The following is a 24,053-nucleotide window of genomic DNA, read 5'->3' on the forward strand; positions in this document are numbered from 1 at the left end:
GGCCATGAACACCATCGACATCAAGCGCGGCAGCAGCATCCACTGGCAATGCACCGTCCAGCAAGGCGGCGCGGCGCTGGACATCACCGGCTGGCACATCGCCTGCCAACTGCGCGAGCCCGGCGGCGCGCTGGTGCAGCAGTTCGCGGGCGTCGTCACCGATGCCGCGGCGGGCCAGTTTGAGCTGCGCGCCAGCGCCGCCGAGACCGCCGCCTGGCCCTTGGGCGGGCTGTACGCCGACATCCGCTACACCGACGCCGCAGGCGCCGTCATGCACAGCGCCACCTGGCCCGTGCGGGTGGAGGCCGCCATCACCCGGGAGCAGCCATGAGCCCAGACAACTGGATGGCCGCCGAGCCGCTGCTCATCGCCCGCCTGCGCGCCACGCTGCCGCCCCAGGTGCACGTGCTCTCAGCCGCTGACCTGGCCGCCGTGGCCGATGGCGATCAGCCCACGCCCGCCGTGCACGTGCTGTACCTGGGCTACCAGGTGGCCGACAGCCGCACCGGCGCGCTGGCCGCCGTGGATCAGCAATGGCTCACCGTCATCCACACCCGCAACGTGGCCGACATCGAGCAAGGCTTCCATGCCCGCCAACAGGCCGGGCCGCTGGCCGCGCAGGTGATGGATGCGCTGTACCGCCACCGCCTCAAGGACTCGCAGGGCCAGCCCATTGGCACATCCCCGCTGCGCCTGGCCCCGGCCCCGGCAGCGGGCTACCGAGACGGTGATTTCTTTTTGCCGCTGGGCTGGATTTGCCCAGTCATCTTTGGGAGCGACACATGTCCATCGTGACCATCATCAACCACGGCGCCCGCGCCAATCTCGTCACCATCGTCGGCGTGCCCGGCCCCGCCGGGCCACCCGGCCCGCCAGGCGCAGGCAGCGGCGGAGCGCCCCTCATCAGCGCGGACGCCGCCAACCGCCTCAAGCCCGGCCGCGACGGCGGCCTGCATGTCGCCGACACCCTCAGCGACCCCGTGGCCTATTACATCCTGGCCAAGTCCTGATCCCATCAATCCCCATCACCCAAGCACCACAAGGAGCAAACACATGACCATGGACGCCCAAATCATCACCCTGGCCCAGACCATTGGCGCAGACATCAAAGCCATCAATCTCAAGCAGGGCGATTTGAGCGCGCTGCCCACCACTGCCAAGGCCAGCCTGGTAGCCGCGCTCACCGAACTGCACACCGCCATGCAGCAGCTCAGCGCCAGCGCCGGTGCGCAGATCGACGACAGCGCCGGCACGGGCGTGAAAGACAAGACCTGGAGCGCCGACAAACTCATCGCCGCCATCGACGAGGCCAAGCAGGCCGTCAAAGACGATCTCACCAACGGCGCGGGCGCGGCGCTGGACACCCTCAAGGAGCTGGCCGAGGCCCTGGGCAATGACGCCAATTTCAGCCAGACCATCGCCGCCGACCTCGCCCGCCGCGTGCGCTGCGACCAGGCCCAGGTGTTGAGCCAGGAGCAGCAAAAACAGGCCTGCGCGAACATCGGCGTGGGCGACCCCACGCACGACTACGTGGCCGACTACAACGCCGCCAAGGCCTGATTGCGGGGCACGCCATGACGATGCAACAAAGCATCAGCGCGGCCTTTGCGGCCGTGGGCGCAGACATCAAGGCGATGCGCGCCAGCATCCCGCCCAACGCCATCCACAGCAGCAGCAGCGGGCGGGGATCACATTCGCGCTACATCAGATTTGCCGATGGCACCCTGATTGTCTGGGGCTGGATGAATACAGGCCAAATCAACGTGCCCGCAGGCGAGGTGCGCGATCTAGGCCATGCCACATGGTCGTTCCCGGCGCGATTTGTTGAGGGGCCAGTGGTGTCGTGCCAAGTCTATGGCGCCCAGGCGGCGTATTTCACGTGCGGCTATGGAAGCATCTTCAACGATGTGGGGCCGCGCGGCTCAGGCGGCCCCAATTACACCCGGCTGCAGCAGCTGTGGGTGCGCAGCCATGCGACCACGCAGCAAAGCGTCAATCTGATGCTGACGTTCCATGCGTTTGGCCGCTGGAAATAAAAGGAGCACACACATGCAAACCACCACCATCCAATTGCTGCGCCCGCACCGTCATGCTGGGCGCGATTACCCAGCCGGCGCGCAGCTGACGCTGCCCGCGCACAAGGCCAGCTGGCTGGTCGGCCTGGGCGTGGCTCAAAACGCCCCGGCAGCCGCGCCCGAAGGCAACCCGCCTAAAACCAAGAAGGAGTAAGCCATGTCCAAAATTGCAGCCAAGCCGATGATCTGGAACGGCCAGGGGCCGGTCATGGTCGGGACATACGACCCGCAACGCGGTCGCCCAGACATGGGCTATCTGGTGGATATCTACAGCGTCGGCTGTGCCAACCGCACATTGACGGCCACGCCATCGAGCGAGACTACCAAATTGGTGGAAAGCTGCTCCGGCCAGAGGTTGACCCTCAAAGAGCTCGATGGCAGCAAAGAGTTGCAAATCAGCTTGTCCATGGCGCAGTTCGACAGCCGGACATTGGCGCAGGCGTTCTATGGCGAGGCCATCTCCAAGCCGGGCGGCACGGTCACTGATGAAGTGCTCGCCGCGCTCAATCCAGGGGACTACTTTTACTTGAAGTACCCGCGTAGCTCCAGCGTGGTCATCGAGGACAGCACAGGATCGCCCAAAACCTACGTGGAGGGTACGCACTACAAAGTCAGCGATGCCGATCACAGCCGCTACCAGCTCATCGCCCACCCCGATAGCCACACTGAGCCACTGAAGGTGGACTATTCGTATGCTGGCTTTGTCAATATCAGCGCGTTCTCGAAGACCAACATCGAGAAGGGGATCATCTTCAGCGGCCTGAATGGCGACGGCCAAAAGATACGCGTGATCATCCCCCGCATCCGATTGGCCATGAGCAATGATTTTGGCTGGATCTCCGACGAGCCATCCGAGCTGACCCTGGGCGGCCAAGCTCTGTATGCAGCCGAGCTGCAATCGGACGCCGAGTTTGGCCCGTTTATGAGGATCGATGTCATGCCCGATCTCTGATCGCCAGCACGGGCATTGACCACACCAAAAAAAACCGCGCCGGGCAAGAGCTGCTGGGCGCGGTTTTTTGTTGATGTGGCCAGGCTATCGGCGCAGCGCGCCCACGAACTGCCAAGCCGTGTAGAGGCACAGCGCCGCGAATGCGCCGCCCAGCAGCAGCCAGAAAGGCAGGCCCAGGCCATAGGCCGCAGACACGGCGGCCAGCACCACGCAGCAGAAAACGAATTTCATGAGATTGAGCATGCCCAAATGATAGGGCCAGAGAGGAAGACATGGCAACGGAGTTGAAGACCAAGCTGACCATTGAAGCGCAGACCAGCGGCAGCGAAAAAATCACGCAGCTGGCCGGCGAGCTCGATGACCTGGCCCAGCAAGGCGGCAAGGCCGCGCCCCAGTTCCAGATGCTGGCCGCTGAGCTGCGCGCCCTGGCCCAGCAAAAAGAGGCCGTCGAGCAATTTGCGCGCCTCAAAGGCGAGAGCCGCGCATACGCCCAGGCTGCGCAAGAGGCCCAGGCGGCCACCCGGGCCGCGGCCCTGGCCCTGCGCGAAAAACAGCAGGCCGCCGCCCAGGCCGCCGCGGCCGAGCGGCAGGCCGGCGAGCGGCTGCAGCAGCAGCGCAGCTACCAGGATGAGCTGCGCAGCGCCATCAAGGCGCTGGCGACCGAATACAAGGCCCAGGCCAAGGCCGCCAAGGCCTCGGGCGACAGCTCGGCGCAAACGGCCCAGCGCCTGGCCGACACGCGCGCGCAGCTGGCCGTGCTGCGCACCGAGTACAGGCAGGCTGCCGCCAGCGTGCAGCAGCTGGGCGCGGCCCAGCGCGACAGCGCCCAGGCGTTGGCCGTCGCAAACAAGGCCCAGGCCGAAGCCGGCAGGCAGTTCGATGGCTTGCGCAAGAGCGCCCGCCAGGCCCAGGATGCGCTGGATGCGCACAGCATCACCTTGCAGCGCCTGCGCGATGCCATGGCCGCCGCGGGCGTCTCCGGCAAAGACCTGGCCAACCAGCAGGCACGCATTCAGCGGGACATGGGCCGCGTGAGCGAGCGCGCCACGGCGCTGGCGGCCGACTACAAAAAACTCGCCGGCGCCGCCCAGGCCTCGGGCGATGCGCAGCAGCGCAGCCACCGCAAGGTGGGCGAGGGCGTGCAGTCCATCAGCCGCCAGCTGGCCCAGCTGCGCAATGCCTACATTGGCCTGCAAGGGGCCATGGGCCTGGCGCACTCGGTCAAGGGCCTGGTCGAGACGGCCGATGCCGTGCAGGGCCTGCGCGCGCGCATCCAACTGGCCACCGGCGAGGGCGCGCTGTTTGAGCAGATGTGGCAGCGCGTGGCCGAGACGGCCCAAAGCACCAGCAGCAGCCTGCAGGCCACGGGCGATTTGTTTGCCAGCCTGACCAAGGCCGGCCAGGACGCGGGCCTGTCCACGGCGCAGGCCGCCGAGCAAAGCCTGGCCCTGGTGCAGACCATCAATCAGGCGGTGCAGGTCTCAGGCGCATCGGCTTCGGCCAGCGAGGCGGCCGTGCGCCAGCTCATCCAGGGCCTGCAGGCGGGCGTGCTGCGCGGCGATGAGTTCAATTCCGTCATGGAGCAGGCCCCGCGCCTGGCGCGCGCCCTGGCCGATGGCTTGGGCGTGACCACCGGCGAGCTGCGCAAGATGGCCGAGGCCGGCCAGCTCACAGCCGAGGCCGTCACCGGCGCGCTGCAATCGCAGGCCCAGACGCTGCAGCAAGAGTTCGGCCAGCTGCCGCAGACCGTGGGCCGCGCCATCGAAAACCTGGGCACGGCCTGGTCGCTGTTCGTCGACCGCATCAACGAGGGCACCGGCGCATCGCGCCTGCTGGCCGGCGCCATCGAGGCGCTGGCGGGCAACCTGGAGACGGTGGCGGCCTGGGCCCTGCGCGCCGGCGCCGTGGTGGCGGCCGTGTTTGCCATCAAGGCCGTGCAAAGCGCGCGCGACTTTGCCGCGGCGGCGCTGTCCTCGGCGCGCGCGCTCGATGCCGTTGCCGCCTCGGGCAAAAGCGCCAGCGCCGCCATCAGCGCCGCGGCCGATGCCAAGCAGCGCTTTGCCAGCATTGCGCGTGGCATTGCCTACGTGGCCATTGCCGAGCAGGTGCTGCGCATCGCCTCGGCCTATGCAGAGCTGCGCCGCCAGCGTGAGCGGCAGGCCCAGGCTGAGCAACAAAACGCCAGGCTGCAGGAGCAACTGGCCCAAAGGCTGCGTGAAATCTCCGAATCCACCGGCGTGCTGGTGCAAAGCGCAGAGGAGTTTGAAGCGGCGCTGGCCTCTGGTTTGATTGTGGCCGACGAGGCCAGCGGCCAATGGCTCTCGGCCGCCCAGGCGCAAGAGCGGCTGGCCCAGGCCGCGCAAAAGACCACCGCCGAGCTGACGGCCCAGGCCGCCGTCGATATCGTGGGGCAGTTCGACAAGCTGACCCAGGCCGGCAAGGATGCGGCCCAGGCGCTGGGCGAGATCGGCCAGGCCGTGGACTGGGCCGACACCACGCAGATAGACGGCTACATCCGCGCGCTGTACGCCCTGGAGGCCGCAGGCCGCACCACGGCCGAGCAGACCGCCGCGGCCTGGCAGGCGGCCTTTGCCAAGATGAGCGGCGCGCAGCTGACCCAGGCGCTCGAAGGCGTCAAGCGCGCCTATGCCGAGCTGCGCATCGGGGCCGATCAGTTCGCACAATTCAACGAGGCCGTGCTGACCGAGAGCTTCAGGCGCCTGGGCCTGAGCGCCTCGCAGGCCATGGGCAGCGTGGGCCAGGCCGTGCAGGACGCCATGCAGGACATGGAGCGCATGGCCGAATCCATGCGCCTGGCAGGCGCCAGCGCCGATCAGCTCGGCCAGGCGCTGGAGCTGGCCTTTGGCCAGGCCATTGCCAAGGCCGACAGCCTGCAGGCCCTGGACGCATTGCAGGCCAAGCTGCAGGACATGGGCGCGGCGGGCAAGATCGGCGCCGAGGGAATCGCCCGCGTGCAGGCCGCGCTGGACAAGCAGCGCGCAGCCATCGAGGAGCAGTTGCCCGGCATCCAGAGCCTGGAGCAGGCCCTGAAACAATTGGGCGTCACCCCCGTCCGTGAGCTGCAAGAGCTGGCGCGGCGCGCGCGCGAGGCCTTTGAGGCCGTGAAGCAATCGGGCCAGGCTACGCCGCGCGAAATCAATGAAGCCTGGAAGAAGATGGCCGAAGCGGCCATTGAAGCCAACGGCGGCGTGGCCGACGCCGCGCTGAGAGCCCAGGCCGCGCAGCATGGCTTTGCCTTGCAGGCCGATGAGTCGGGCAAGGTCGTCATCAAGGCCATGCAGGGTGCTGCCCGCGCCACGCGGGAAGTGGGCCAAGCCTCGCGCGAGGCGGCCAAGCAAATGCAGCAGATGCAGGCCCCGGCCCAGGACGTGGAGCAGGCCGTCTACAACGCCATTGAGCGCCACAAGGAGGCTGGTAAGACCATCACCAGCGCCTGGCTATCGGCCAGCGCCGCGGCCAGCCAGTATGCGCAAGAGGCGGCGCGCCACGCCCACGAGATGGTCGGCGCCATGGAGGTGCCCGGCCGTGTGCTCATGTCCTGGGGGCAGCTCGACCAGTTGCAGGCCGAGCACCTGGCCAAGCTGGGGCGGGTGGCCGATGAGTATGTGCGTGCTATGCAGGCCATCGACGCGCAGCAGCAGGCGCTCTCGCGCAGCAACAGCTCGGCCGCGCAAGGGGTGGATGATCTGAGGCTGCGGCTGCTGGAGCTGGGCGGCACCGAGGCCGAGATCGCCCGCGAGCGCCACCGCCGCGACGAGCTGCGCATCGAGCGGGAGATCCAGCTGGCGCAACTGGAGCTGCAGCGCGCCCAGTTGCGCGGCGACGAGCAAGGCGCGCAGCGCCTGCAACAAGACATTGCGCATTTGCGCGAGCAAATCCAACTGCTGGACAAGATTCACGCCATTGAGGAGCGCAACCGCAAGGCCCGCGCGCGTGAAGAGGCCCGGCGCGGCGGCCAGGCCGGCGGCGGCGCAGGCAGCGGCGCAGGCGGCCTGCCGCCGCCCGCGCCCGCGCCAGCGCCCCAGCTCCAGCCAGCCCCGCCCGTCAACATTACCCTGCACGCCCACGGCATCACCGATCCCGTGCGCCTGGCCAAGGCGATTGAGCCGGAATTGGCCCGGCTGACAAGGCTGGCCCGCTAAGCTGCCCATCAGCCGCCCATCTTCTGACACCCGTCAAAAGACCCGCCCCAATAAACCCGGCACAGTGCCCCCACTGGCCGGGTTTTGTTTTGCCCATTTTGCAAAACGCTTTAATCAACGTTCGCGGCCAGTACCCAGCACACTGCCGCCATGCCATCCGTCCAACGCTATCTCTCCGGCCACAACAACGCCGCCCGCAGCGCCGCATTGAGCGCCTCCAGCGTGCGCGCCAGCCAGGCCATTGAGCGCGTGCGGGCGCAGCGCACGGGCGGCGGGCGCGTGCGGCTGTCAGGGGCCTACAGCGGCCATGCGGCCGCGCAGGTGGAGATTGAGCTGCGCGCCGCCGGCGGCGTGCCGCGCGCCTCGCGGCCGCAGTTTGCCGGCGTGGGCAATGGGCAGCTGTCGGTGCTGGGCGTGGATGCGGCCGCGCCGCTGCAGGCGTTGACGCTGACGCTGGTCGATCTGGGCGTTCCCACCGAGCATGCGCAGCTGGCGCTGCGCGAGGTGCAGATCCGCGCCCGCGCCCCGGGCGCGGCGGGCAATCAGATCCGCATCACGGTGCAGCCGCAGCTGCAGCGCGCGGCCACCGATTGGGCGCTGCTGGCCGATTGGCCCGCAGGCAGCGCCCTGCAGCAGGGCGCGCAATGGGATTGGGGCGGCCTGCCGTTGTCGGCCCAGGGGCAACTCGATGAGCGCAGCGGCCGCATCCAGGTCGGTCACGACCCGCAGGTGTATCGCCCGTACCGTGTTTACAAGGATGGGGCCTGGCAGTTTGGGATCACGCCCGCGCCCGAGCGACCGCTGCCGGCGGGCGCGCCGGTCTGGCGCGTGAGCGGCGGGTATGTGGTGACGGTCACCGATGGCCAGGCGGTGGAGACCTACGGCGACACGGCCGCCGGGCAGCCGGCGCTGGTGACGCTGTATGAGCTGCTCTCCGCGCTGGCCGGCTCTGCCCTGGTGGAGGTGGCCGGCGTGGTGGCCGCCGAGCGCGCCCTGGGCGGGCAGGCGGCGCTGGACGTGCCGCTGCGCACGCAAGCCTGGCTGCATGGCACCAGCGGCAAGGTGGCATTGCAAGACGTGGCCGTGCCGCCAGCCGCGCCCACGCAGCAGCTGACTGTGCGTTGCATCAATGCCGATGTGGTCGGGCAGGAGCGCTGGAGCGTGCAGGGCGCGGTCTCCGGCGCGCTGCCCGTGGCCGTGACCGGCCAGCGCTACCAGAGCGCGGCGGCTGATTTTTTGATCCCGGCCATTGCGCCTGCTGTCCAGGGCAGCGGCGAGGTGGGGTTTGTTTACACGCCCACGGGGCGCAGCGATGACGAGGGCCTGCCCAGCGTGTGCCTGCGCCCGTTGCGCCTGGGGGCCAATGCGCGGCCGCTGACGGTGACGTTTCGGTATTCCAAACGCCCGCCGGCCGAGTGTTCGTGCAGCGACATGCCCGCGCCGCGGCTGTCGCCAGCCTGTCTGGGGATTGGAGAGGATATGGACATTGAGGACGTGGAGTTCATGAGCCGCATCAAGGCGGTCTACGCCTGGCGCGAGGCGTTCATTCGGGGCAACACCGACATACAACTGGCGGGCATGACGCCCGGCACGCCGGAAATCCCCGGCACCCCCGGCACGCCGCCTGTCACGCGCTGGCGGTTTACCGTGCAGTACGGGGGCAATGTGATGCAGGGTGGCTCCACCACCTGGCAGTCGGCGCGCGCCGTGTCGCAGCAGCTCTACGATGATGAGTCTGAGGCGCGGACGGCGCTGGATGCCGCCAAAAACGCAGGCCCATTGCCGGCAGGTACGGCCCTGGGGCCCATCACCCGTGGCGGCGTGGCGCTGGACCTGCAATCGATTTCTGGTGGATTCAGTTTTTCGAAGGTGGATGGGCCATTGCCGGTGGATATCCATGCCTCAGGCGCCGGCTCTGTTGTCACCGGGGGCACGCCTGGTACGCCGACCATCCCGGCGCAACCGGGCAAGGCCGTGCCGCTGAGCTACCGCGCCTATGTGATTGATCTGGATTGGATGGAGTCGGCCATCCCCATCCTGGTGGGGTGCCTGTCCCGCGTGTACGACAAGCCGGCTGCGCGGCAAGCGTGGGATGCTCTGTGGGAGGAGGTCAAGACAGACCTGGGCCACCTGCAGGCTGCGCGCAACGACCTGGAGACCGCGGCGCACGCGCACGCGCGCTATCTGGATCGCTACAAATCGACGGTGGACAACATCCTGCTCTCGGTGGGCATCCTCCCAAAATCTGAGGCCAGCAGCACAGACGCGGGCAGCTGCTGGACCGACCACGGTGGCACCCATTGGTGGGTGGACACCGATGGCAACTACCTGCCCGCATTCACCAATCACGCTTACATCAGCGCCAAGCGCGATGCCGATGGCAAGGTGTACTCAACCAAAGAATTCGGCTTCGGCCTGCTGGTGGCCTGCCCGGATCGCCTCAAAGAGGGCGATCAGATCACCGTGCGCATCCACAGCGTGGATGGCCACCGGCCCTACCAGGTGGGCGACGAGGCTGTGATCTCCACCGTGGCCGCAGGCCCGGCCTGGCTCTCTGGCGGCGTGGATGGCACAGATGCGCTGATCTGGCGCGTGGCCGGCAGCGTCAGCGGCGCGCTGCCCGATTACATCGTGCCTACCGATGGCGCGGCCGCGCCCGTCTATCACCAGGCGGGCGCGCGCCTGCAAATGGCCCTGGGCGGCATCCCGTTCGCTCTGGGCGATACGTTCAGCCTGGCCATCGAGGCCGGGCAGTGGCGCTGGCGGCGCGATGCCGAGGCCTGGTCGGCCCTGGCGGACATCCCCGCCAGCGGGCAGGCGCCGCTGGCCGATGGGCTGCAGGTGCATTTTGATTCGGGCGCGGCGCCCTCGTTTGCCGATGGCGACACATATATGTTTACCGCGCACCAGCCCTGGGCCGTGGGCCACGTGCGCGATGCGCACGAAAGCGCCTGGGGCTGGGCGGGCGCGGCGGCCACGCTGGAGATCGACCTGGGCGCGCCCACGCCGGTTGCGGCCCTGGCCCTGGCGCGCTACCACCTGCCCGCCGGAGCGCAGGTGCGCATCGCCATCGATGGCGCAGCGCCCCAGCTGCTGGACACCAGCGGCCCTGTGTCCGTGCTGCTGCTGGCCGCGCCCGTGCAGGCCAGGCGCCTGCTCATCAGCATCAGCGGTGCCGAGGGCGGGCACATCGGCTGGGTGTGGGCTGGCCTGCCCCTGGCCACCGACCACCACGCAAGCCAGTGCCAGCGAGTGCGGCGCTGGGCCGTGGGGCGCGGCAGCGGCATCAACCCGGCCAGCCTGTACGCCGGCGCGGGCGATGGCTGGCGCCTGGCCTGGTCGCCCGGCGACGCGGCCGCCTCGCGCCTGCTGCAGGCCGACCTGCAGCGGCTGCTGCCGCTGCTCGATTGGGCGCAGCAGCAGGATGAGCCGCTGATCCTAGTGCCGCACCACCGCCACCCGCAGGACGCTAGTTTGGTGCGCCTGGGCGCAGACGCCTTGGAGATCACCGACCAGCACGCCTGGCAGCCAGACGATGCGCAGCACCGGCTGCTCTCGGCCACGCTGGATTTGGAGCCTGTCTACGCATGATCTGCTGGCTGGACGTGGACGGCGGCGCCGATGGGCACCGCATCAGCCTGGTGCCGCCGCGCGGCGCGCCGGCCGGCGGCGCGCGCGTGCTGCCGCTGCTGGCGGGCATCTCGGCCATTGAGCGGCCGCTGTCCATCCCCGGCATCGCCGCAGCACCCACCAGCCACCTGGACGCGGCCCTGGCCAATGCCGGCGGCGCCATCACGCGGCTGTGGGGCCAGCGCCCGCCGCTGCGGCGCGCGGCGCGCATCATGGGCCGCGCCGGGCCCATCTGGCAGGGCGTGGTCACCGCGCTGGAGCTGGGCCAGCAGGCCCGCATCACGCTGGAGGCCGGGTTGGATCGCCCCCTGTCGGACAACCTGCCGCTGCGCACCAGCGCCGTCTGGGGTGGCTGGCGCGACGTGCGCGTGCTGCCCTGGGCCTGGGGCCGCGTGACGCTGGCCCCCATCCAATACAGCGACGACCAGCGCGTGTACCTGCTGGCCGACCACCCCATCGAGGGCGTGGACGAAGTCAAGCGCGACGATGTGGCCACGCAGGCCTGGGAGTGGCGCAACGCGCTGGACAGCACCGGCCATGCCGTGGCCCTGCTGGAGCTGGCCGAGCCCCTGGCCGAGGGCGAGCGCCTGGCCGTGACCCTGCGCGGGCGCATGCACCCGGAGACGGGCCGGCTGCTGCAAACCCCGGCCGAGATCGTGCACGACGTGCTGGCCCGCCTGGCCGGCGCGCCCGTGGCCTGGGCCGAGCTGGACGATTGGCGCGCCCAGACCAGCGATTGGCGCTTGGGCGGCGTGTTGGCCGACAACAGCATCACGGTGCGCGCCGCTGTGGATCAGATCATCCAAAGCGCCGGCGGCGCCTGGTCGCCGGCCATGCCCGGCATTGCCACCACCTGGCCGCCGCTGCCCGATGCGGCCGCGCCAGCGCACCCCGTGGGCCTGCGCAATGTGCGCGAGGTGCAGGCCAGCGCCGAGGCCGGCGGCATCGTCACCGTGCTGCGCGTGCTCTACGACTGGGACCACGCCGCAGGCCGCTATCTGCGCGCCGTGCAGCTGCGCGCGCCCGATGCCGCCCGCGAGTTTGGCGAGCTGGAAATGGACTGGCCCGCCCCCTGGCTGCGCAGCCCGCGCCAGGCCCAGGCCCTGGGCGCGCGCATGCTCGCCTGGCTGGCCCGGCCGCGCTGGCGCGTGAGTTGGCAGCAGGATTTTGCGGACATCGCCACCGGCGCCTGGGTGGACATCGATCACCCGCTCGCGCCCATCAGCGGCCGCCAACGCCTGGTGCATGCGCAGCTGGATTTGCAGCAAGCCAGCCTGGCCTGCAGCGTCATCGCGCCCGTGGGCGATGCGCCTGAGATCGAGATCGTGCGCCTGTCCAGCGCCTTCGAGCCCGTGATTCAGCCGGGCATCACCGTGGAGGTGGCCGAGGGCGAGATCATCTTCACCGCGCGCGACGAACACGGCCGCGTACTGGCCGGCGCGCGCATCACCCTCAACGGCCAGGCCACGCGCATTGCCGACACCGGCGGGCGCGCGTCGTTCCCTGTGGCGCGTGGCCGGCACGTGCTGCTGATCGAGGCCGATGGCTACCCGGCCACCGAGGCCGTGGTCGTTGTGTGAGGAGGCAGTGATGGATCAGGGCAGGAGACGATTCTTTCCATCCCGGCGCGTGCAGACCGTGCCCGGCCGCAGCGTGGAGATAGAGATGCAGCTGCGCCCCGGCGCCGCCGCGCCCGAGCCTGTGACCCTGCCACCGGCGCCGCCAGAGCCACCGCCGCCGGCAGGCGGCTGCGTCTGTGACGTGCAAGGCGTGGCCTGGCTGGTGCATCCCGAGTCGATTGGGGACTGGTGGGCCGTCATGGACACATTCGATTCGATCGGGCGTGTGACCCATTTGACGGCCCAGGTCTCGCCCTATGGCATGACCCGACACCTGGTGGGCGTGATTGAGGGCGTGACGCTGTGCGATGCCAGCTGGGAGTTCGAGTGGGAGCTGCCGCCGCCGCTGCCGGCCTGGGGCCCCTATGACGACGCGTGGCTGGGCCACGAGACCACTGTGCGCGGCAACATCATCGATGTGCAGCTGCATGGGCTGGCATCGCCCAATGCCGACCGAGAGGTGCTCGATGCATGGCGCGCGCGGTTGATCGCCCGCGCCTATTGCGGCGGCGAGCAGGTGGGCGAGCTGCACATGACGGCGGTGCTGGGCGAGGGGGTATGACAGTGGGCCTGGCCAGCATCGACGTCCACGTGCTGCACCTGCCAGGCGAGCGCGCCGACTGGGCCGCCGAGCTGCGCGCCGATCTGGATGCCCAGGACGGCCTGGTGCAGCACTGGCTGCCCGGCCGCATTGGCGCCCAGGGCGCAGCCGCCTGCGAGGGGTTTGCGCGCGGCAGCGCACGTTACGTGGGCAACGCTGACCCCGACGACCGTATCCTGCCCGGCGTCTATCAGCGCCTGGCCCAGCTGCTTGATGAGGACCCGGCCGTGCCGTTTGTTTGGGCCGGCGAGCGATGCGTGGACGCGCAATTGCAGCCCATGTCGCCGCCGCCCTATGCGCTGCACCCGGCCGAGCAGCCGCAGGACTACTGCCCGCGCCGCCACGCCAGCGGCGCGCTGCATGTGCATGGCGTCGTGCTCTACCGCCGCGCCATGCTGCAGGCCGTGCTGCCGCACATCCCGCCCCAAGGGCGCTACGTCAACTGGCACGTCAGCCTGCTGCTGGCGCGCATGGCGCGCGAGCAGGGAATGCGCGCGCCGCAGTACCTGCCCATGCTGGGCCGCCTGTGGCGCCAGCATGGGGCCAACAGCCACCGCCTGCCGCCCAGCCAGGCCGACCAGGCGCAGCTGCAGGCCATCCGCAGAGATTTTTGGTTACCGCTCAACCCGACGCGCGGCGGCAGCCGCCGTGCATCGCAAGGCCGCCAGGGCAGCGACTGCCCAAGCTGCCAGATGGGGAGGGCATAAAAAAAGACGGGCGACTGAACTGGTGCTCGCAACACCAGCGCAGCCCCCGATCCGCTGACCAAGGCAGCAAATCAGGCAAGGCCCGCCACACTCGCGAGTGCGGGGCGAGCCTATCACGGGTTTTACAGCCCGCGAAAAGGATTTGCACACCATGCAACAAGATCAGAGTACGCAGGAGATTCGCTGCGGCCAATGCCGCAAAAAGCTCGGTGAGGGCTACTACGTCTGCCTGGCCATCAAATGCCAGCGATGCAAGACACTCAACCATTTGAGGGCATCGACCCCAGTACCGCACGCCTGCGAGCGTCCAACCATCCCAAGAAAGGACGCATATGGCGACGTTAAAAAATCCATCCACAACTCCTGATGCCGAGCGCGTTGCGCGCTCTGTGTTGCGGTATTTCGGGGGTAAGTGGGCGATTGCCCCCTGGGTGATCGCCCACCTGCCCGCGCATCGCATTTACGTGGAGCCATTCGGGGGCGCTGCCGGCGTGCTGCTGCGCAAGCCGCGCTCGCGCATTGAGGTCTACAACGACCTCGATGAGGAGATCGTTGGGCTGTTCAGGGTGCTGCAAGACCCTCGGCAATGCCAGCGCCTGATCCGCCTGCTGCGGCGCACGCCCTATGCACGCTGCGAGTTCGAGCGCGCGTTTGTGTCCAGCAGCGACCCGCTGATTCGGGCGCAGCGCGCCATCGTGCGGGCCTACCAGTCGTTCCACCACGAGGCCCTGTTCAACCCGCGCAAGACCACGTTTGCTGACGCGCGCCACCGCAGTGGCAATCACTGCAAGGCGCACGAGTGGGCCAGCTACCCGCGCCACCTGGTGCAGGTCTGCCGCAGGCTGCAGGGCGTGGTCATCGAGCGGCGTGATGCGCTGGAGGTGATCCGGGCGCAAGACACGGCGGAGACGCTGTTTTTTGTGGACCCGCCCTACCTGCCCAGCACGCGCAGCAAGGCCGGCTATCGGCACGAGATGGACGAGGCGCAGCACGTGCAGCTGCTCGAGCGCCTGCGCACCATCCAGGGCCGAGCTGTCGTGGCGGGCTACCCCAGCGAGCTCTATGACGACCTGCTCAGCAGCTGGCAGCGCGTGCAGCGCCCGCACCGCGCCGCCGGCAGTGCCAGGGCACGCACCGAGGTGCTGTGGATCAGCCCAGTCAAGCGGTAATGGTCAGTGTCCGACACACCTGTCGGACACCTCCAAAAGCGCTTGGATTCGGGCGCAAACAGAGCGTCAATGCGTCCATCGCAATAAACCATGGAGATGTGTGATGCCCCGCAAGCCCAAACCAGCGCAGGCAAATTTGACAAAGCCCAGATACGTGCTCACAACCAATGGGCCTGTGCTTAAGCGCCCTGGTCGCAACATGACGATGCGGCAGATGCGGGACTGGGCCATTGCCAACGCGATCGCGGAGGTGGATCTGCAGCAACTGGCCAGGCAGCAAGCTGCCGCCTGAGGCGTATTCGCCGCCAAAAACAAACCGGCCCAAGCGGCCGGTTTCGTTCGTCGTGACTGTGGCAGTTGCGCACAATGTAATTTTGTTGCACCTACTGCAACTCGACGCAGCGCCATTTATCGCGCACATCCCCGCGCATTTATCGCGCGCCGCTTCAGCATTGACCAGATTCTGGGCGCTGATGGCACTCATGCCCAGCAGCGCAACGATGACCAACAGCGCCGTGCCGGAGAACTGCCGCGAGGCAATGGCCAGCAAGCACAGCGCCGCCAGCGCGCCTGCCGCCATGGCCACTGGGCGCGTGCCCAGGCGCATGGCCAGGCTGGCTGTGCCCAGCGAGCCCAGGATGGCGCCGATGTTGAGCGTGAACATCATCTGCAGCGCGCCATTGAATGGCATGTCGAACTCGCGCATCAGCTGCGTCAGCCAGACGGTGATGCCGTACCAGGTGAGCAAATCGGCCAACGTGGCCAAAGTTCCCAGCGCCAGCACTGCCAAGCTGGCCCCGCCCAGAATGCGGCGCCAGGGTTGGGCTTGGGCTGGCTGCTGTGTCGGCTGCTGCGCGCCCCCGGCCTGCGGCGTGGGCTGCAGGCGCTCGGCCCGCGCCAGCAAAGGCACGAGCGCCAACAGCACCAGCAAGCCCAGTGCGCCGCCGGCCAGGAACAGCGGACGCCAACCCCAGTGGGCGACGATGGGCATGGCCGCCAGCGAGGCGGCCATGCCGCCCAACGCAATGCCCGACATGACGATGCTGATCGTCAAGGCGCTGTGCTTCGGCAAACTGTGCGCGCGCGCCAGCGCCAGACCGGCAGGCAGCACCACGCCCAGGCCCAGGCCGGCCAGCAAGCGCAGCGCCCCCAGTTGCCAAGCATTGCCGGCCCAGGCCGCCAGGGCCGTGGTCAGCGTAAAGCCGATGAAGCCCAGTGTGATGATGCGCCTCTGGCCCAGCGCCTGGTTCAGGCGGCCGGCGCACACGCCGCCCAGCAGCATACCCACGAACACCATGCTGCCAACTTGCCCGGCCAGGGCCTTGTCCATGCCCATGGACGCATCGGCCAGCAGCGCGGGGATGGCATTGCTGTAAATCAGCAGATCAAAGCCCTCCACCATCATGATGGCGCAGCACAGCGCCACGATCCACCAGCGGGTCGCCGGGCTACCGGGCTCCAGGCCTGGCACAACTTGCGCCCGCGTCGTCAAAATCTCCATGTCAAAAACCATTCATCACAAAAAAGGCGCAAGGCTTTGCCAGCGAAAAGCCTGTGCGTCCGGGAAAGTCCGCGTGCTTCAAAAAACAGCTGTCTTTGCAAGCCGGGACGTTGCATTCATCGTGGTGTGCTGGCCGTGGCCGAGCGCCTGCCCATGCCATTCAATTCACTGGATGGCCCGGCAGGCGGCGAGCAATTTCCTGCACCAACTGCCGCGCCAGCACGCGCTTGCTGGCTGTCGGCAGGCGCTGGTGGCCGTGTTCGTCGAACAGGGTGATAGTGTTGTCGTCCTGACCAAAAGTATTGGGGCCAATGTTGCCCACCAGCAGGGGCACGCCCTTGCGCTGGCGCTTGGCGCTGGCGTGGGCCAGCAGGTCTTCGCTCTCGGCGGCAAAGCCCACGCAGTACAACAGGCCCTGGCGCGCGCGGTCGCTGCGCGCGATGCTGGCGAGGATGTCCGGGTTCTCGGTGAACTGCAGCGCCGGCATGGCGCCATCGGCGCGCTTCTTGATCTTCTGCTCGGCCACCTCGGCAGGCCGCCAATCGGCCACAGCCGCCGTGGCGATGAACACATCGGCCGTTTGCGCCTGGGCAGTGGCGGCATCGAGCATTTGCCGCGCCGATTGCACGTCGATGCGCGAGACGCCATGGGGCGTCTGAAGCGCCACCGGGCCGCTGACCAGCGTCACCTGCGCGCCGGCCTCCCAAGCGGCCTGGGCGATGGCGTAGCCCATCTTGCCGCTGGAGCGGTTGGTCAGGCCGCGCACCGGATCAATGGCCTCAAAAGTTGGCCCAGCCGTAACCAGCACGCGCCGGCCTGCCAGCGCCTTGGGGGTGAAATGGGCCGCAAGCTCCTGCAGCAGCTGCCAAGGCTCCAGCATCCGGCCGTCGCCGTACTCACCGCAGGCCTGCTCGCCATGGCCCACGCCCAGCAGCAGTGCGCCATCCTGGGCGATCTGCGCCAAGTTGCGCTGGGTGCTGGGGTGCAGCCACATCTCTCGGTTCATCGCCGGGGCCACCAGCAGCGGCACCCGCTCGATCGGGCGCGCCAGGCACATCAGGCTGAGCAATTCATCGGCGCGGCCCTGCGCCAGGCGGGCGATGAAATCGGCGCTGCACGGCGCCAGCAGCATGGCATCGGCTTCGCGGCTGAGGTTGATGTGCGCCATGTTGTTGGGCTGGCGCGCATCCCACTGCGAGCAATACACCGCCCGGCCCGAGAGTGCCTGCATGGTCACGGGGGTGATGAACTCACAGGCGGCCTCGGTCATGACCACCTGCACGCTGGCCCCGGCTTTGATGAGCAAGCGGCACAACTCGGCGGCCTTGTAGCAAGCCACCCCGCCCGTCAGGCCCAGGAGCAGGTGTTTGCCGTGCAGCGGCAATTCGTGCGTCGGCGCGGCAGGGTCGGGCAAGGCTGGAGCAGCTGTGGTCATGGCAAGGCAGATGAGAGAAATGGCACAAGCGCCGCATTTTGCCGCCGATGGGACGGCAGATGGTGCTACGCTGGCGGTTTTTGCCGCGATTGTGCCTATGCGTCAAATCATCATGGACACCGAAACCACCGGCCTGTCGGTGGCCGAGGGCGACCGGGTCATCGAACTGGCCTGCGTGGAACTGCAAAACCGCCAGCTCACCGGGCGGCATCTGCACTATTACTTCAAGGTCGATCGCGACAGCCACCCCGATGCGCTGCGCGTGCACGGCATCACGCGCGAATTCCTCAGCGACAAGCCGCGCTTTGACGAATGCGTCGAGCAGTTCCTGGACTTCGTGCGAGATGCGGAAATCATCATCCACAACGCTGCGTTTGACGTGGGCTTTCTGGACAACGAGCTCAAACTGCTGGGCAGGCCTGCGCTGAGCACTTACGTCAGCGCCATCACCGACAGCCTGCTGCTGGCGCGCGAAGCCTTCCCCGGCAAGCGCAATTCGCTCGATGCGCTGTGCGACCGCTTCGAGATCGACAAATCCAACCGCACGCTGCACGGCGCGCTGCTCGATTCGGAGCTGCTGGCCCAGGTTTACCTGCACCTCACGCGCGGGCAGAACGCGCTGCTGACCGAGGACGCCGTGCAAGAGCAGGACAGCCCGGAGCAAGACAACCAGGTGCGCGTGGATTTCAGCCAGTTGCAGCTGTTGGTGCTCAACGCCAGCGAGCGCGAGCTGGCCGAGCACGAGGCCGTGCTGCAAGGCATCGACAAGGACAGCGACGGCAAGACTGTGTGGCGCCAAGCCCAAGCGCCCGCGCCTTGAGGCTTTCTTGCCAGCGCAGCGCCGCGGGCATCAGCGCCCGGCCAGGCGCTCGGGCATCAGCTCCTGCAGGATGGTCGTGGAGATTTCCTCGATGGATTTGGTCGTGGTCGAAAGCCAGGCCACGCCGGCGCGGCGCATCATGCTCTCGGCCTCGCTGACTTCCATGCGGCAATTGGCCAGGCTGGCATAGCGCGAGCCTGGGCGGCGCTCGTTGCGGATCTCGCTCAGGCGCTCGGGCTGGATGGTCAGGCCAAAGAGCTTCTTCTTCAGCGGCACCAGCGCCGGCGGCAGTTGCTGGCGCTCGAAATCCTCCGGGATCAGCGGGTAGTTGGCCACCTTCAGCCCGTACTGCATGGCCAGGTACAGGCTGGTGGGCGTTTTGCCGCTGCGGCTGACGCCCACCAGGATCACGTCAGCGCTTTGCAAGTCCATGTTGGACTGGCCATCGTCGTGCGCCAGCGTGTAGTTGATGGCCTCCATGCGGTCGGAGTATTCCTTGCTCTTGCTGATGTCGGTAAAGCGCCCTACGCGGTGGTGCGACTTGGCGCCCAGCTCATCTTCGAGCGGCTGCACGAAGCTGCCGAACATGTCCATCACCATGCCCTTGCAGTGCTGCGCGAACACCGCCTGCACGTCGGGGTTGACCAGCGTCGTGAAGACGATGGGCTTTTTGTTCTCCAACTCCAGGCTGTGGTTGATCTGCCGGATGGCCTGGTGGGCCTTGTCCACCGTATCGACGAACGGCAGGCGCTGCTTGCGCACATTCAGGTCGAACTGCGCCAGGATGGCATTGCCAAAGGCCTCGGCAGTAATGCCTGTGCCATCGGAGACGAAATAAGCAGTGCGGTTGGGCATGGTCACGCGTGCAAGTCACAAAGACACAAAGAAAGCGCGATCATAGAGCGTGTTATGCACTTTGCGCCCCCGCGCAAAGTGCATAACACGCTCTAGTTGCGCCGCACACCACGCCCGGCGACTGAGCCATCGCCGCTCCGGGCAGCGCTGGCGGCGACTGTCAATCACGCAGCTCGCGGCGCAGGATCTTGCCCACCGGGGTCTTGGGCAAAGAATCGCGGAACTCCACGTGCTTGGGGCGCTTGTAGTTGGTGAGGTTGTGCTTGGCGTAGTCGCGCACAGCCTCCTCGCTCAGGCCCGGCTCGCGCTTGACGATGACCAGCTTGATGGCCTCGCCGGTCTTCTCGTCCGGCACGCCAACCACGGCGCACTCGAGCACGCCGGGCATCATGGCGATCACGTCCTCGACCTCGTTGGGGAAGACGTTGAAGCCGCTGACCAGCACCATGTCCTTCTTGCGATCGACGATGCGCACATAGCCCTGCTCGTTCATGACGCCGATGTCGCCAGAGCGAAAGAACCCATCGGCAGTCATGACCTTGGCGGTTTCATCCGGGCGCTGCCAATAGCCCTGCATGACCTGCGGGCCCTTGATGGCGATCTCGCCGGGCGTGCCCAGCGGCACTTCGTTGCCCTCGTCGTCCAGGCACTTGATCTCGGTGCTGGGCAGCGGCAGGCCGATGGTGCCGTTGAACTCGCGGTTCGTCACCGGGTTGCAGGTGGCGCAGGGGCTGGTCTCCGACAGGCCATAGCCCTCGCAGATCGGGCTGCCGGTCTTCTCCAGCCAGAGCTTGGCCACCGCGCCCTGCACAGCCATGCCGCCGCCCAGGGACATCTTCAGATTGCTCCAGTCCACGGTGTTGAAGTTCGGGTGGTGCAACAGGCCATTGAACAAGGTGTTGACGGCCGGGAAGGAATGGAAAGTGTGCTTGGCCAGCTCCTTGAGCACGCTGTCCAGATCGCGCGGGTTGGGCAGCAGGATGTTCTTCGAGCCGTTGCGCAGGCCCAGCATCATGTTCACCGTGAAGGCGAAGATGTGGTAGAGCGGCAGCGCGCACACCAAGGTGGGTTGCTGCTCCTTGGGGATCAGCCCCATGACCGGCTCGTTCCAGACGGCCGATTGCAGAATGTTGGCGATGATGTTGCGGTGCGTGAGCACGGCGCCCTTGCTCACACCAGTGGTGCCGCCGGTGTACTGCAGCACGGCGATGTCGCTGGACTGCACGGCCACCGGCGCCAGCGTGCGGCCCTGACCAATTCTCAACGCCTCGTTGAAGCGCACCGCACCGGGCAAATCGAAAGCCGGCACCAGCTTTTTGACGTTGCGCACCACGTAATTGACCAGCGCACCCTTGAGCAGGCCCAGGTTGTCGCCCATGCTGGTGAGCACGATGTGCTTGACGGGCGTCTTGGCCAGACACTGCTGCAGGGTCTGCGCGAAGTTTTCGATGATGACAATGGCCGTCGCGCCCGAGTCATTGAGCTGATGCTCCAGCTCGCGCGCCGTGTACAGCGGGTTGACGTTGACCAGCACCAGCCCGGCGCGCAGCACGCCGATCACTGCCACCGGGTACTGCACCACGTTGGGCATCATCACCGCCACGCGGTCGCCCTTTTTCAGCCCCAGTCCCTGCAAGTAGGCGGCAAAGGCCGCGCTCTGGGCGTCGATCTCGCCAAAGCTGAACTCCTTGCCCATGTAGCTGTAGCAGGCCTTGTCGCGAAAGGCCTGCATGCTCTCGTCGATGAGTTGGTTGAGCGACTGATACTGATCCGGGTCGATTTCGGCGGGTACGCCAGGGGGGTAGGCATCCAACCAAGGGCGCTGCTGCTGGTTCATTGCTGTGACTCCTTTCATCATTGTTGTGGCTGCGCTCCCTGCGCCCTGCGCCGCAAGGCGGGGAAACACGGCAAATCATAGCCAGAGGGCCATGCCTGCATGGAGCACCAACAGTCCGGGCAGCATTTGCCGCTACCATCGGTGGCCCATGCGTTTGCGATCCAAAGTATTGTCATGTCTTCCACGTCCCGCACCACCTCCGTGTTTCCCCTTGGCGACAAGCTGAGCGCACGCCTGGCGCGCGCCATTGCGCTGGGCCTGGGCTGCGGGCGCATCCCCGTCTCGCCGGGCACCATGGGCACGCTGGCAGCCTGGTTGAGTTATGCGCTGCTGCTCGCGCGCGCGCCCGATGCCCTGCTGGCCTGGTTCTTCGTGGCGGCCCTGCTGATCGGCTGGTGGGCCTGCGAGCGCACCGCCCGCATGCTCGGCAGCGAGGACCCAGGCTGCATCGTCTGGGACGAAATCCTGGCCTTCTGGCTGGTGCTCTGGGTGCTGGGCCCCAGCAGCTTCTGGCTGCAACTGCTGGCCTTCGGGCTGTTTCGCTTCTTCGACATCGTCAAGCCCCAGCCCGTGCGCTGGGCCGATCGCGCATTCAAGGGCCACGGCTGGCGCGGCGCCTGGGGCATTCTGTGGGACGACCTGGTCGCCGCCTTCTGCACCCTGCTGTTGCTGGCGCTGGGCGTGCACTGGTTTTGACCCCTGACCCAAGCCCGATACACCACCATGAGCGCCACCGACGACCCCATCTGGCACGCACAACTGCAGGCCCTGGCCGAGCACCTGCTGCGCAGCGGCCGCATGCTGGTCACAGCCGAGAGCTGCACCGGTGGCCTGCTGGCCGCGGCCTGTACCGAGCTGCCAGGCTCCAGCCGCTGGTTCGAGCGCGGCCTGGTGACCTACTCCAACGTCGCCAAGCAGCAACTGTTGGGCGTGCCCGCAGCCTTGATCGAGCGCGAAGGCGCAGTCAGCCAGGCCGTCGCCCTGGCCATGGCGCACGGCGCGCTGGCCCATACCCCGGCGCAGCTGAGCGTGGCCATCACCGGCATTGCCGGCCCCGATGGCGGCAGCCCCGCCAAGCCCGTGGGCACAGTCTGGTTCGCCTGGGGCAACGGCCAGACCTTGCAGGCCCAGCGCTGCCAGTTCGAAGGCGACCGCACCGCCATCCGCCAGGCCGCCATGCGCCACGCCCTGGCGCGGCTGCTGGAGTTCTGAGAGCCTGTTCAAAATCTTTGCACGGCGGTCAAGAGAGCGGATTTGGGCGCTCTGCTTCGTTGCAAAGCCTCGCCATAGCCCCAGCTATGGCTGCGTTTTGCGCCTTGCAGCCCACCCCAAACCGCTTCTTGCCCACTCGCGCCGAGATTTTGAACAGGCTCTGAAAGCCCGCGCAAAAGCACAGGTTCACGCCACGCCTGCCATGCAAAAAGGGCCCGCATCGGGCCCTTTGCTGGTTGTGCGCCGCGCGCCGCAAAGCGCGCGTCCAAACTTGCTGACGTCAGGGTTTGATGGCGATCTTCAGCACGCCGTCGCGCTGGTGCATGAACAGATCGTAAGCCTCGGCGATGTCTTCGAGCTTGCGCGTGTGCGTCACCAGCGGGCTGAGATCCACGCGGCCCGATTCGATCACCGCCATCAGGCGGCGCATGCGTTCCTTGCCGCCAGGGCACAGTGCGGTGTTGATCTTGTGGTCGCCCAGACCGGCGCCGAATGGCCCCAGCGGAATGCGCAGGTCTTCGGAGTACACGCCCAGGCTGGAGAGCGTGCCGCCGGGCTTGAGCATGCGCAGCGCCTGCTCGAAGGTGGTTTGCAGGCCCAGCGCCTCGATGGCCGAATCCACGCCGCGCCCGCCGGTGAGCTTGAGCACCTCGTCCACCACGTCGAGCTTGCGGAAGTTCAGCGTCACGTCCGCGCCCATGCGCTTGGCCACGGCCAGGCGCTCGTCGTTGCCGTCGATGGCGATGATGGTCGTGGCGCCCTTCAGGCGCGCGCCAGCGGTGGCGCACAGGCCAATGGGGCCCTGGGCGATCACGGCCACGGTATCGCCAATGCGGATGTTGGCGTTTTCGGCGCCAACGAAGCCGGTGGACATGATGTCCGGGCACATCAGCACCTGCTCGTCGCTCAGGCCGTCGGGCACGGGCGCGAGGTTGCCCTCGGCATCGGGCACCAGCACGTATTCGGCTTGGGTGCCGTCGATCAAATTGCCAAAGCGCCAGCCGGCGGTGAGCTTGTAGCCGTGGCAGCCGCAGCGGCCGCTGGCTGCAAGATAGCTGCCATCCTGCGAGGGCACGCCATCCTGCGCGGCGTAGGAGTTGAAGTTCGGGCAGATGGCGCCGGCAATGACGCGCTGGCCTTCGCGGTAGCCCTTGACGGCGCTGCCGAGCTTTTCGATCACGCCCACCGGCTCATGGCCAACGGTCAGGCCCTTCTCGACCGGGTATTCGCCCTTGAGGATGTGCACATCCGTGCCGCAGATGGTGGTGGTCGTGATGCGGATCAGGGCATCGTTGGGGCCCACGTCCGGGATGGGTTTGTCGACCACTTCGATGCGCCCGGGCTCGACGAACACGGCGGCTTTCATCATGGCTGGCATGGCATGACCTTTCTGTCAAAAAAACAAGGCAACACGGGCCGCGCCACGGCAGCGCGGCCCGCCAGAGGAAAGGTTCATTATGGGCAGCCGCAGGCTGCG

Annotated in this window: 23 protein-coding genes; 17 read left to right on the plus strand and 6 right to left on the minus strand. The window is 67.6% G+C overall.

What is annotated here, in order from left to right; translation table 11 throughout:
* Nucleotides 1-4: 4 nt before the first annotated feature.
* From CLI93_RS09920 to CLI93_RS09950, 7 genes are read left to right on the plus strand one after another with little or no spacing between them, the layout of a single operon-like run.
* Nucleotides 5-331: a hypothetical protein gene (locus tag CLI93_RS09920; RefSeq protein ID WP_095995797.1), complete on the plus strand. Its 327-nt coding sequence runs from the start codon at nt 5-7 to the stop codon at nt 329-331.
* Nucleotides 328-795: a phage tail terminator protein gene (locus CLI93_RS09925; protein ID WP_095995798.1), complete on the plus strand. Its 468-nt coding sequence runs from the start codon at nt 328-330 to the stop codon at nt 793-795. Before CLI93_RS09920 ends, CLI93_RS09925 begins: the two co-directional genes overlap by 4 nt.
* Entirely contained in the window at nt 783-1,010 is a 228-nt protein-coding gene (locus CLI93_RS09930; RefSeq protein WP_095995799.1) for a hypothetical protein, read from the plus strand. Before CLI93_RS09925 ends, CLI93_RS09930 begins: the two co-directional genes overlap by 13 nt.
* 43 nt (nt 1,011-1,053) lie before the next feature.
* Nucleotides 1,054-1,560, plus strand: coding sequence for a hypothetical protein (locus CLI93_RS09935; protein ID WP_095995800.1), 507 nt, complete (start codon nt 1,054-1,056; stop codon nt 1,558-1,560).
* Between the two features lie 14 nt (nt 1,561-1,574).
* Nucleotides 1,575-2,036 (plus strand): hypothetical protein, encoded by a 462-nt coding sequence (locus CLI93_RS09940; RefSeq protein ID WP_095995801.1) that lies wholly within the window; start codon nt 1,575-1,577, stop codon nt 2,034-2,036.
* A 13-nt stretch (nt 2,037-2,049) separates the two neighbouring features.
* The gene (locus CLI93_RS09945; protein ID WP_095995802.1) at nt 2,050-2,229 is read left to right on the plus strand and encodes a DUF7210 family protein; all 180 of its coding nucleotides are present in this window, start codon (nt 2,050-2,052) and stop codon (nt 2,227-2,229) included.
* 3 nt (nt 2,230-2,232) lie between these two features.
* Nucleotides 2,233-3,027, plus strand: a complete 795-nt coding sequence (locus CLI93_RS09950) for a phage tail tube protein (RefSeq protein WP_095995803.1) — start codon at nt 2,233-2,235, stop codon at nt 3,025-3,027.
* A gap of 84 nt (nt 3,028-3,111) precedes the next feature.
* Here the strand turns inward: CLI93_RS09950 and CLI93_RS15155 are convergent, their stop codons facing one another.
* A complete protein-coding gene (locus CLI93_RS15155; protein WP_172425544.1) occupies nt 3,112-3,258 on the minus strand; it encodes a hypothetical protein in 147 nt (48 codons plus the stop codon).
* Nucleotides 3,259-3,299: 41 nt separating this feature from the next.
* On the opposite strand from CLI93_RS15155, the gene CLI93_RS09955 reads away from it, so the two are divergent.
* The 7 genes from CLI93_RS09955 (at nt 3,300) to CLI93_RS09985 (ending at nt 14,916) form a co-directional block, all read left to right on the plus strand.
* Nucleotides 3,300-7,190: a tape measure protein gene (locus tag CLI93_RS09955; RefSeq protein WP_095995804.1), complete on the plus strand. Its 3,891-nt coding sequence runs from the start codon at nt 3,300-3,302 to the stop codon at nt 7,188-7,190.
* Nucleotides 7,191-7,340: 150 nt separating this feature from the next.
* Nucleotides 7,341-10,781: a hypothetical protein gene (locus CLI93_RS09960; RefSeq protein ID WP_095995805.1), complete on the plus strand. Its 3,441-nt coding sequence runs from the start codon at nt 7,341-7,343 to the stop codon at nt 10,779-10,781.
* A complete protein-coding gene (locus CLI93_RS09965) occupies nt 10,778-12,400 on the plus strand; it encodes a carboxypeptidase-like regulatory domain-containing protein (RefSeq protein WP_095995806.1) in 1,623 nt (540 codons plus the stop codon). The genes CLI93_RS09960 and CLI93_RS09965 overlap by 4 nt, the downstream gene beginning before the upstream one ends.
* An 85-nt stretch (nt 12,401-12,485) precedes the next feature.
* A complete protein-coding gene (locus tag CLI93_RS09970) occupies nt 12,486-13,001 on the plus strand; it encodes a hypothetical protein (RefSeq protein ID WP_124856783.1) in 516 nt (171 codons plus the stop codon).
* On the plus strand, nt 12,998-13,747 hold the full coding sequence (locus tag CLI93_RS09975; protein WP_095995807.1) for a hypothetical protein: 750 nt from the start codon (nt 12,998-13,000) through the stop codon (nt 13,745-13,747). The genes CLI93_RS09970 and CLI93_RS09975 overlap by 4 nt, the downstream gene beginning before the upstream one ends.
* A 151-nt stretch (nt 13,748-13,898) precedes the next feature.
* The gene (locus tag CLI93_RS09980) at nt 13,899-14,114 is read left to right on the plus strand and encodes a Com family DNA-binding transcriptional regulator (protein ID WP_095995818.1); all 216 of its coding nucleotides are present in this window, start codon (nt 13,899-13,901) and stop codon (nt 14,112-14,114) included.
* Nucleotides 14,080-14,916: a DNA adenine methylase gene (locus CLI93_RS09985; RefSeq protein ID WP_095995808.1), complete on the plus strand. Its 837-nt coding sequence runs from the start codon at nt 14,080-14,082 to the stop codon at nt 14,914-14,916. The genes CLI93_RS09980 and CLI93_RS09985 overlap by 35 nt, the downstream gene beginning before the upstream one ends.
* Here the strand turns inward: CLI93_RS09985 and CLI93_RS09990 are convergent.
* The gene (locus CLI93_RS09990; protein ID WP_172425545.1) at nt 14,906-16,417 is read right to left on the minus strand and encodes an MFS transporter; all 1,512 of its coding nucleotides are present in this window, start codon (nt 16,415-16,417) and stop codon (nt 14,906-14,908) included. The two genes, CLI93_RS09985 and CLI93_RS09990, sit on opposite strands and share 11 nt — an antisense overlap.
* A 160-nt stretch (nt 16,418-16,577) precedes the next feature.
* A complete protein-coding gene (gene coaBC / locus CLI93_RS09995; protein ID WP_095542357.1) occupies nt 16,578-17,852 on the minus strand; it encodes a bifunctional phosphopantothenoylcysteine decarboxylase/phosphopantothenate--cysteine ligase CoaBC in 1,275 nt (424 codons plus the stop codon).
* A 97-nt stretch (nt 17,853-17,949) separates the two neighbouring features.
* On the opposite strand from coaBC, the gene dnaQ reads away from it, so the two are divergent.
* Nucleotides 17,950-18,672 carry a DNA polymerase III subunit epsilon gene (dnaQ, locus tag CLI93_RS10000; RefSeq protein WP_095542425.1) on the plus strand — a complete coding sequence of 241 codons (723 nt, stop codon included), beginning with the start codon at nt 17,950-17,952 and terminating at the stop codon, nt 18,670-18,672.
* A gap of 30 nt (nt 18,673-18,702) precedes the next feature.
* On the opposite strand, the gene ppsR is transcribed toward dnaQ, so the two are convergent.
* Together ppsR and CLI93_RS10010 are read right to left on the minus strand one after the other, a co-directional pair.
* Nucleotides 18,703-19,527 (minus strand): posphoenolpyruvate synthetase regulatory kinase/phosphorylase PpsR, encoded by an 825-nt coding sequence (gene ppsR / locus CLI93_RS10005; RefSeq protein ID WP_095538448.1) that lies wholly within the window; start codon nt 19,525-19,527, stop codon nt 18,703-18,705.
* A gap of 160 nt (nt 19,528-19,687) precedes the next feature.
* Nucleotides 19,688-21,364 (minus strand): long-chain-fatty-acid--CoA ligase, encoded by a 1,677-nt coding sequence (locus CLI93_RS10010; protein ID WP_095542358.1) that lies wholly within the window; start codon nt 21,362-21,364, stop codon nt 19,688-19,690.
* A 174-nt stretch (nt 21,365-21,538) separates the two neighbouring features.
* Between CLI93_RS10010 and CLI93_RS10015 the strand changes: the two genes are divergently transcribed.
* Both CLI93_RS10015 and CLI93_RS10020 read left to right on the plus strand, forming a co-directional pair.
* Complete coding sequence (locus CLI93_RS10015) at nt 21,539-22,060, plus strand: phosphatidylglycerophosphatase A family protein (RefSeq protein ID WP_172424266.1); 522 nt, start codon at nt 21,539-21,541, stop codon at nt 22,058-22,060.
* Nucleotides 22,061-22,087: 27 nt separating this feature from the next.
* Nucleotides 22,088-22,576: a CinA family protein gene (locus CLI93_RS10020; protein WP_095542360.1), complete on the plus strand. Its 489-nt coding sequence runs from the start codon at nt 22,088-22,090 to the stop codon at nt 22,574-22,576.
* A gap of 280 nt (nt 22,577-22,856) precedes the next feature.
* Here the strand turns inward: CLI93_RS10020 and CLI93_RS10025 are convergent, their stop codons facing one another.
* Nucleotides 22,857-23,954 carry an NAD(P)-dependent alcohol dehydrogenase gene (locus CLI93_RS10025; protein WP_095542361.1) on the minus strand — a complete coding sequence of 366 codons (1,098 nt, stop codon included), beginning with the start codon at nt 23,952-23,954 and terminating at the stop codon, nt 22,857-22,859.
* Between the last annotated feature and the right edge of the window lie 99 nt (nt 23,955-24,053).

It is taken from the genome of Vandammella animalimorsus, from assembly GCF_002288875.1.
GTDB lineage: Bacteria > Pseudomonadota > Gammaproteobacteria > Burkholderiales > Burkholderiaceae_C > Lampropedia > Lampropedia animalimorsus.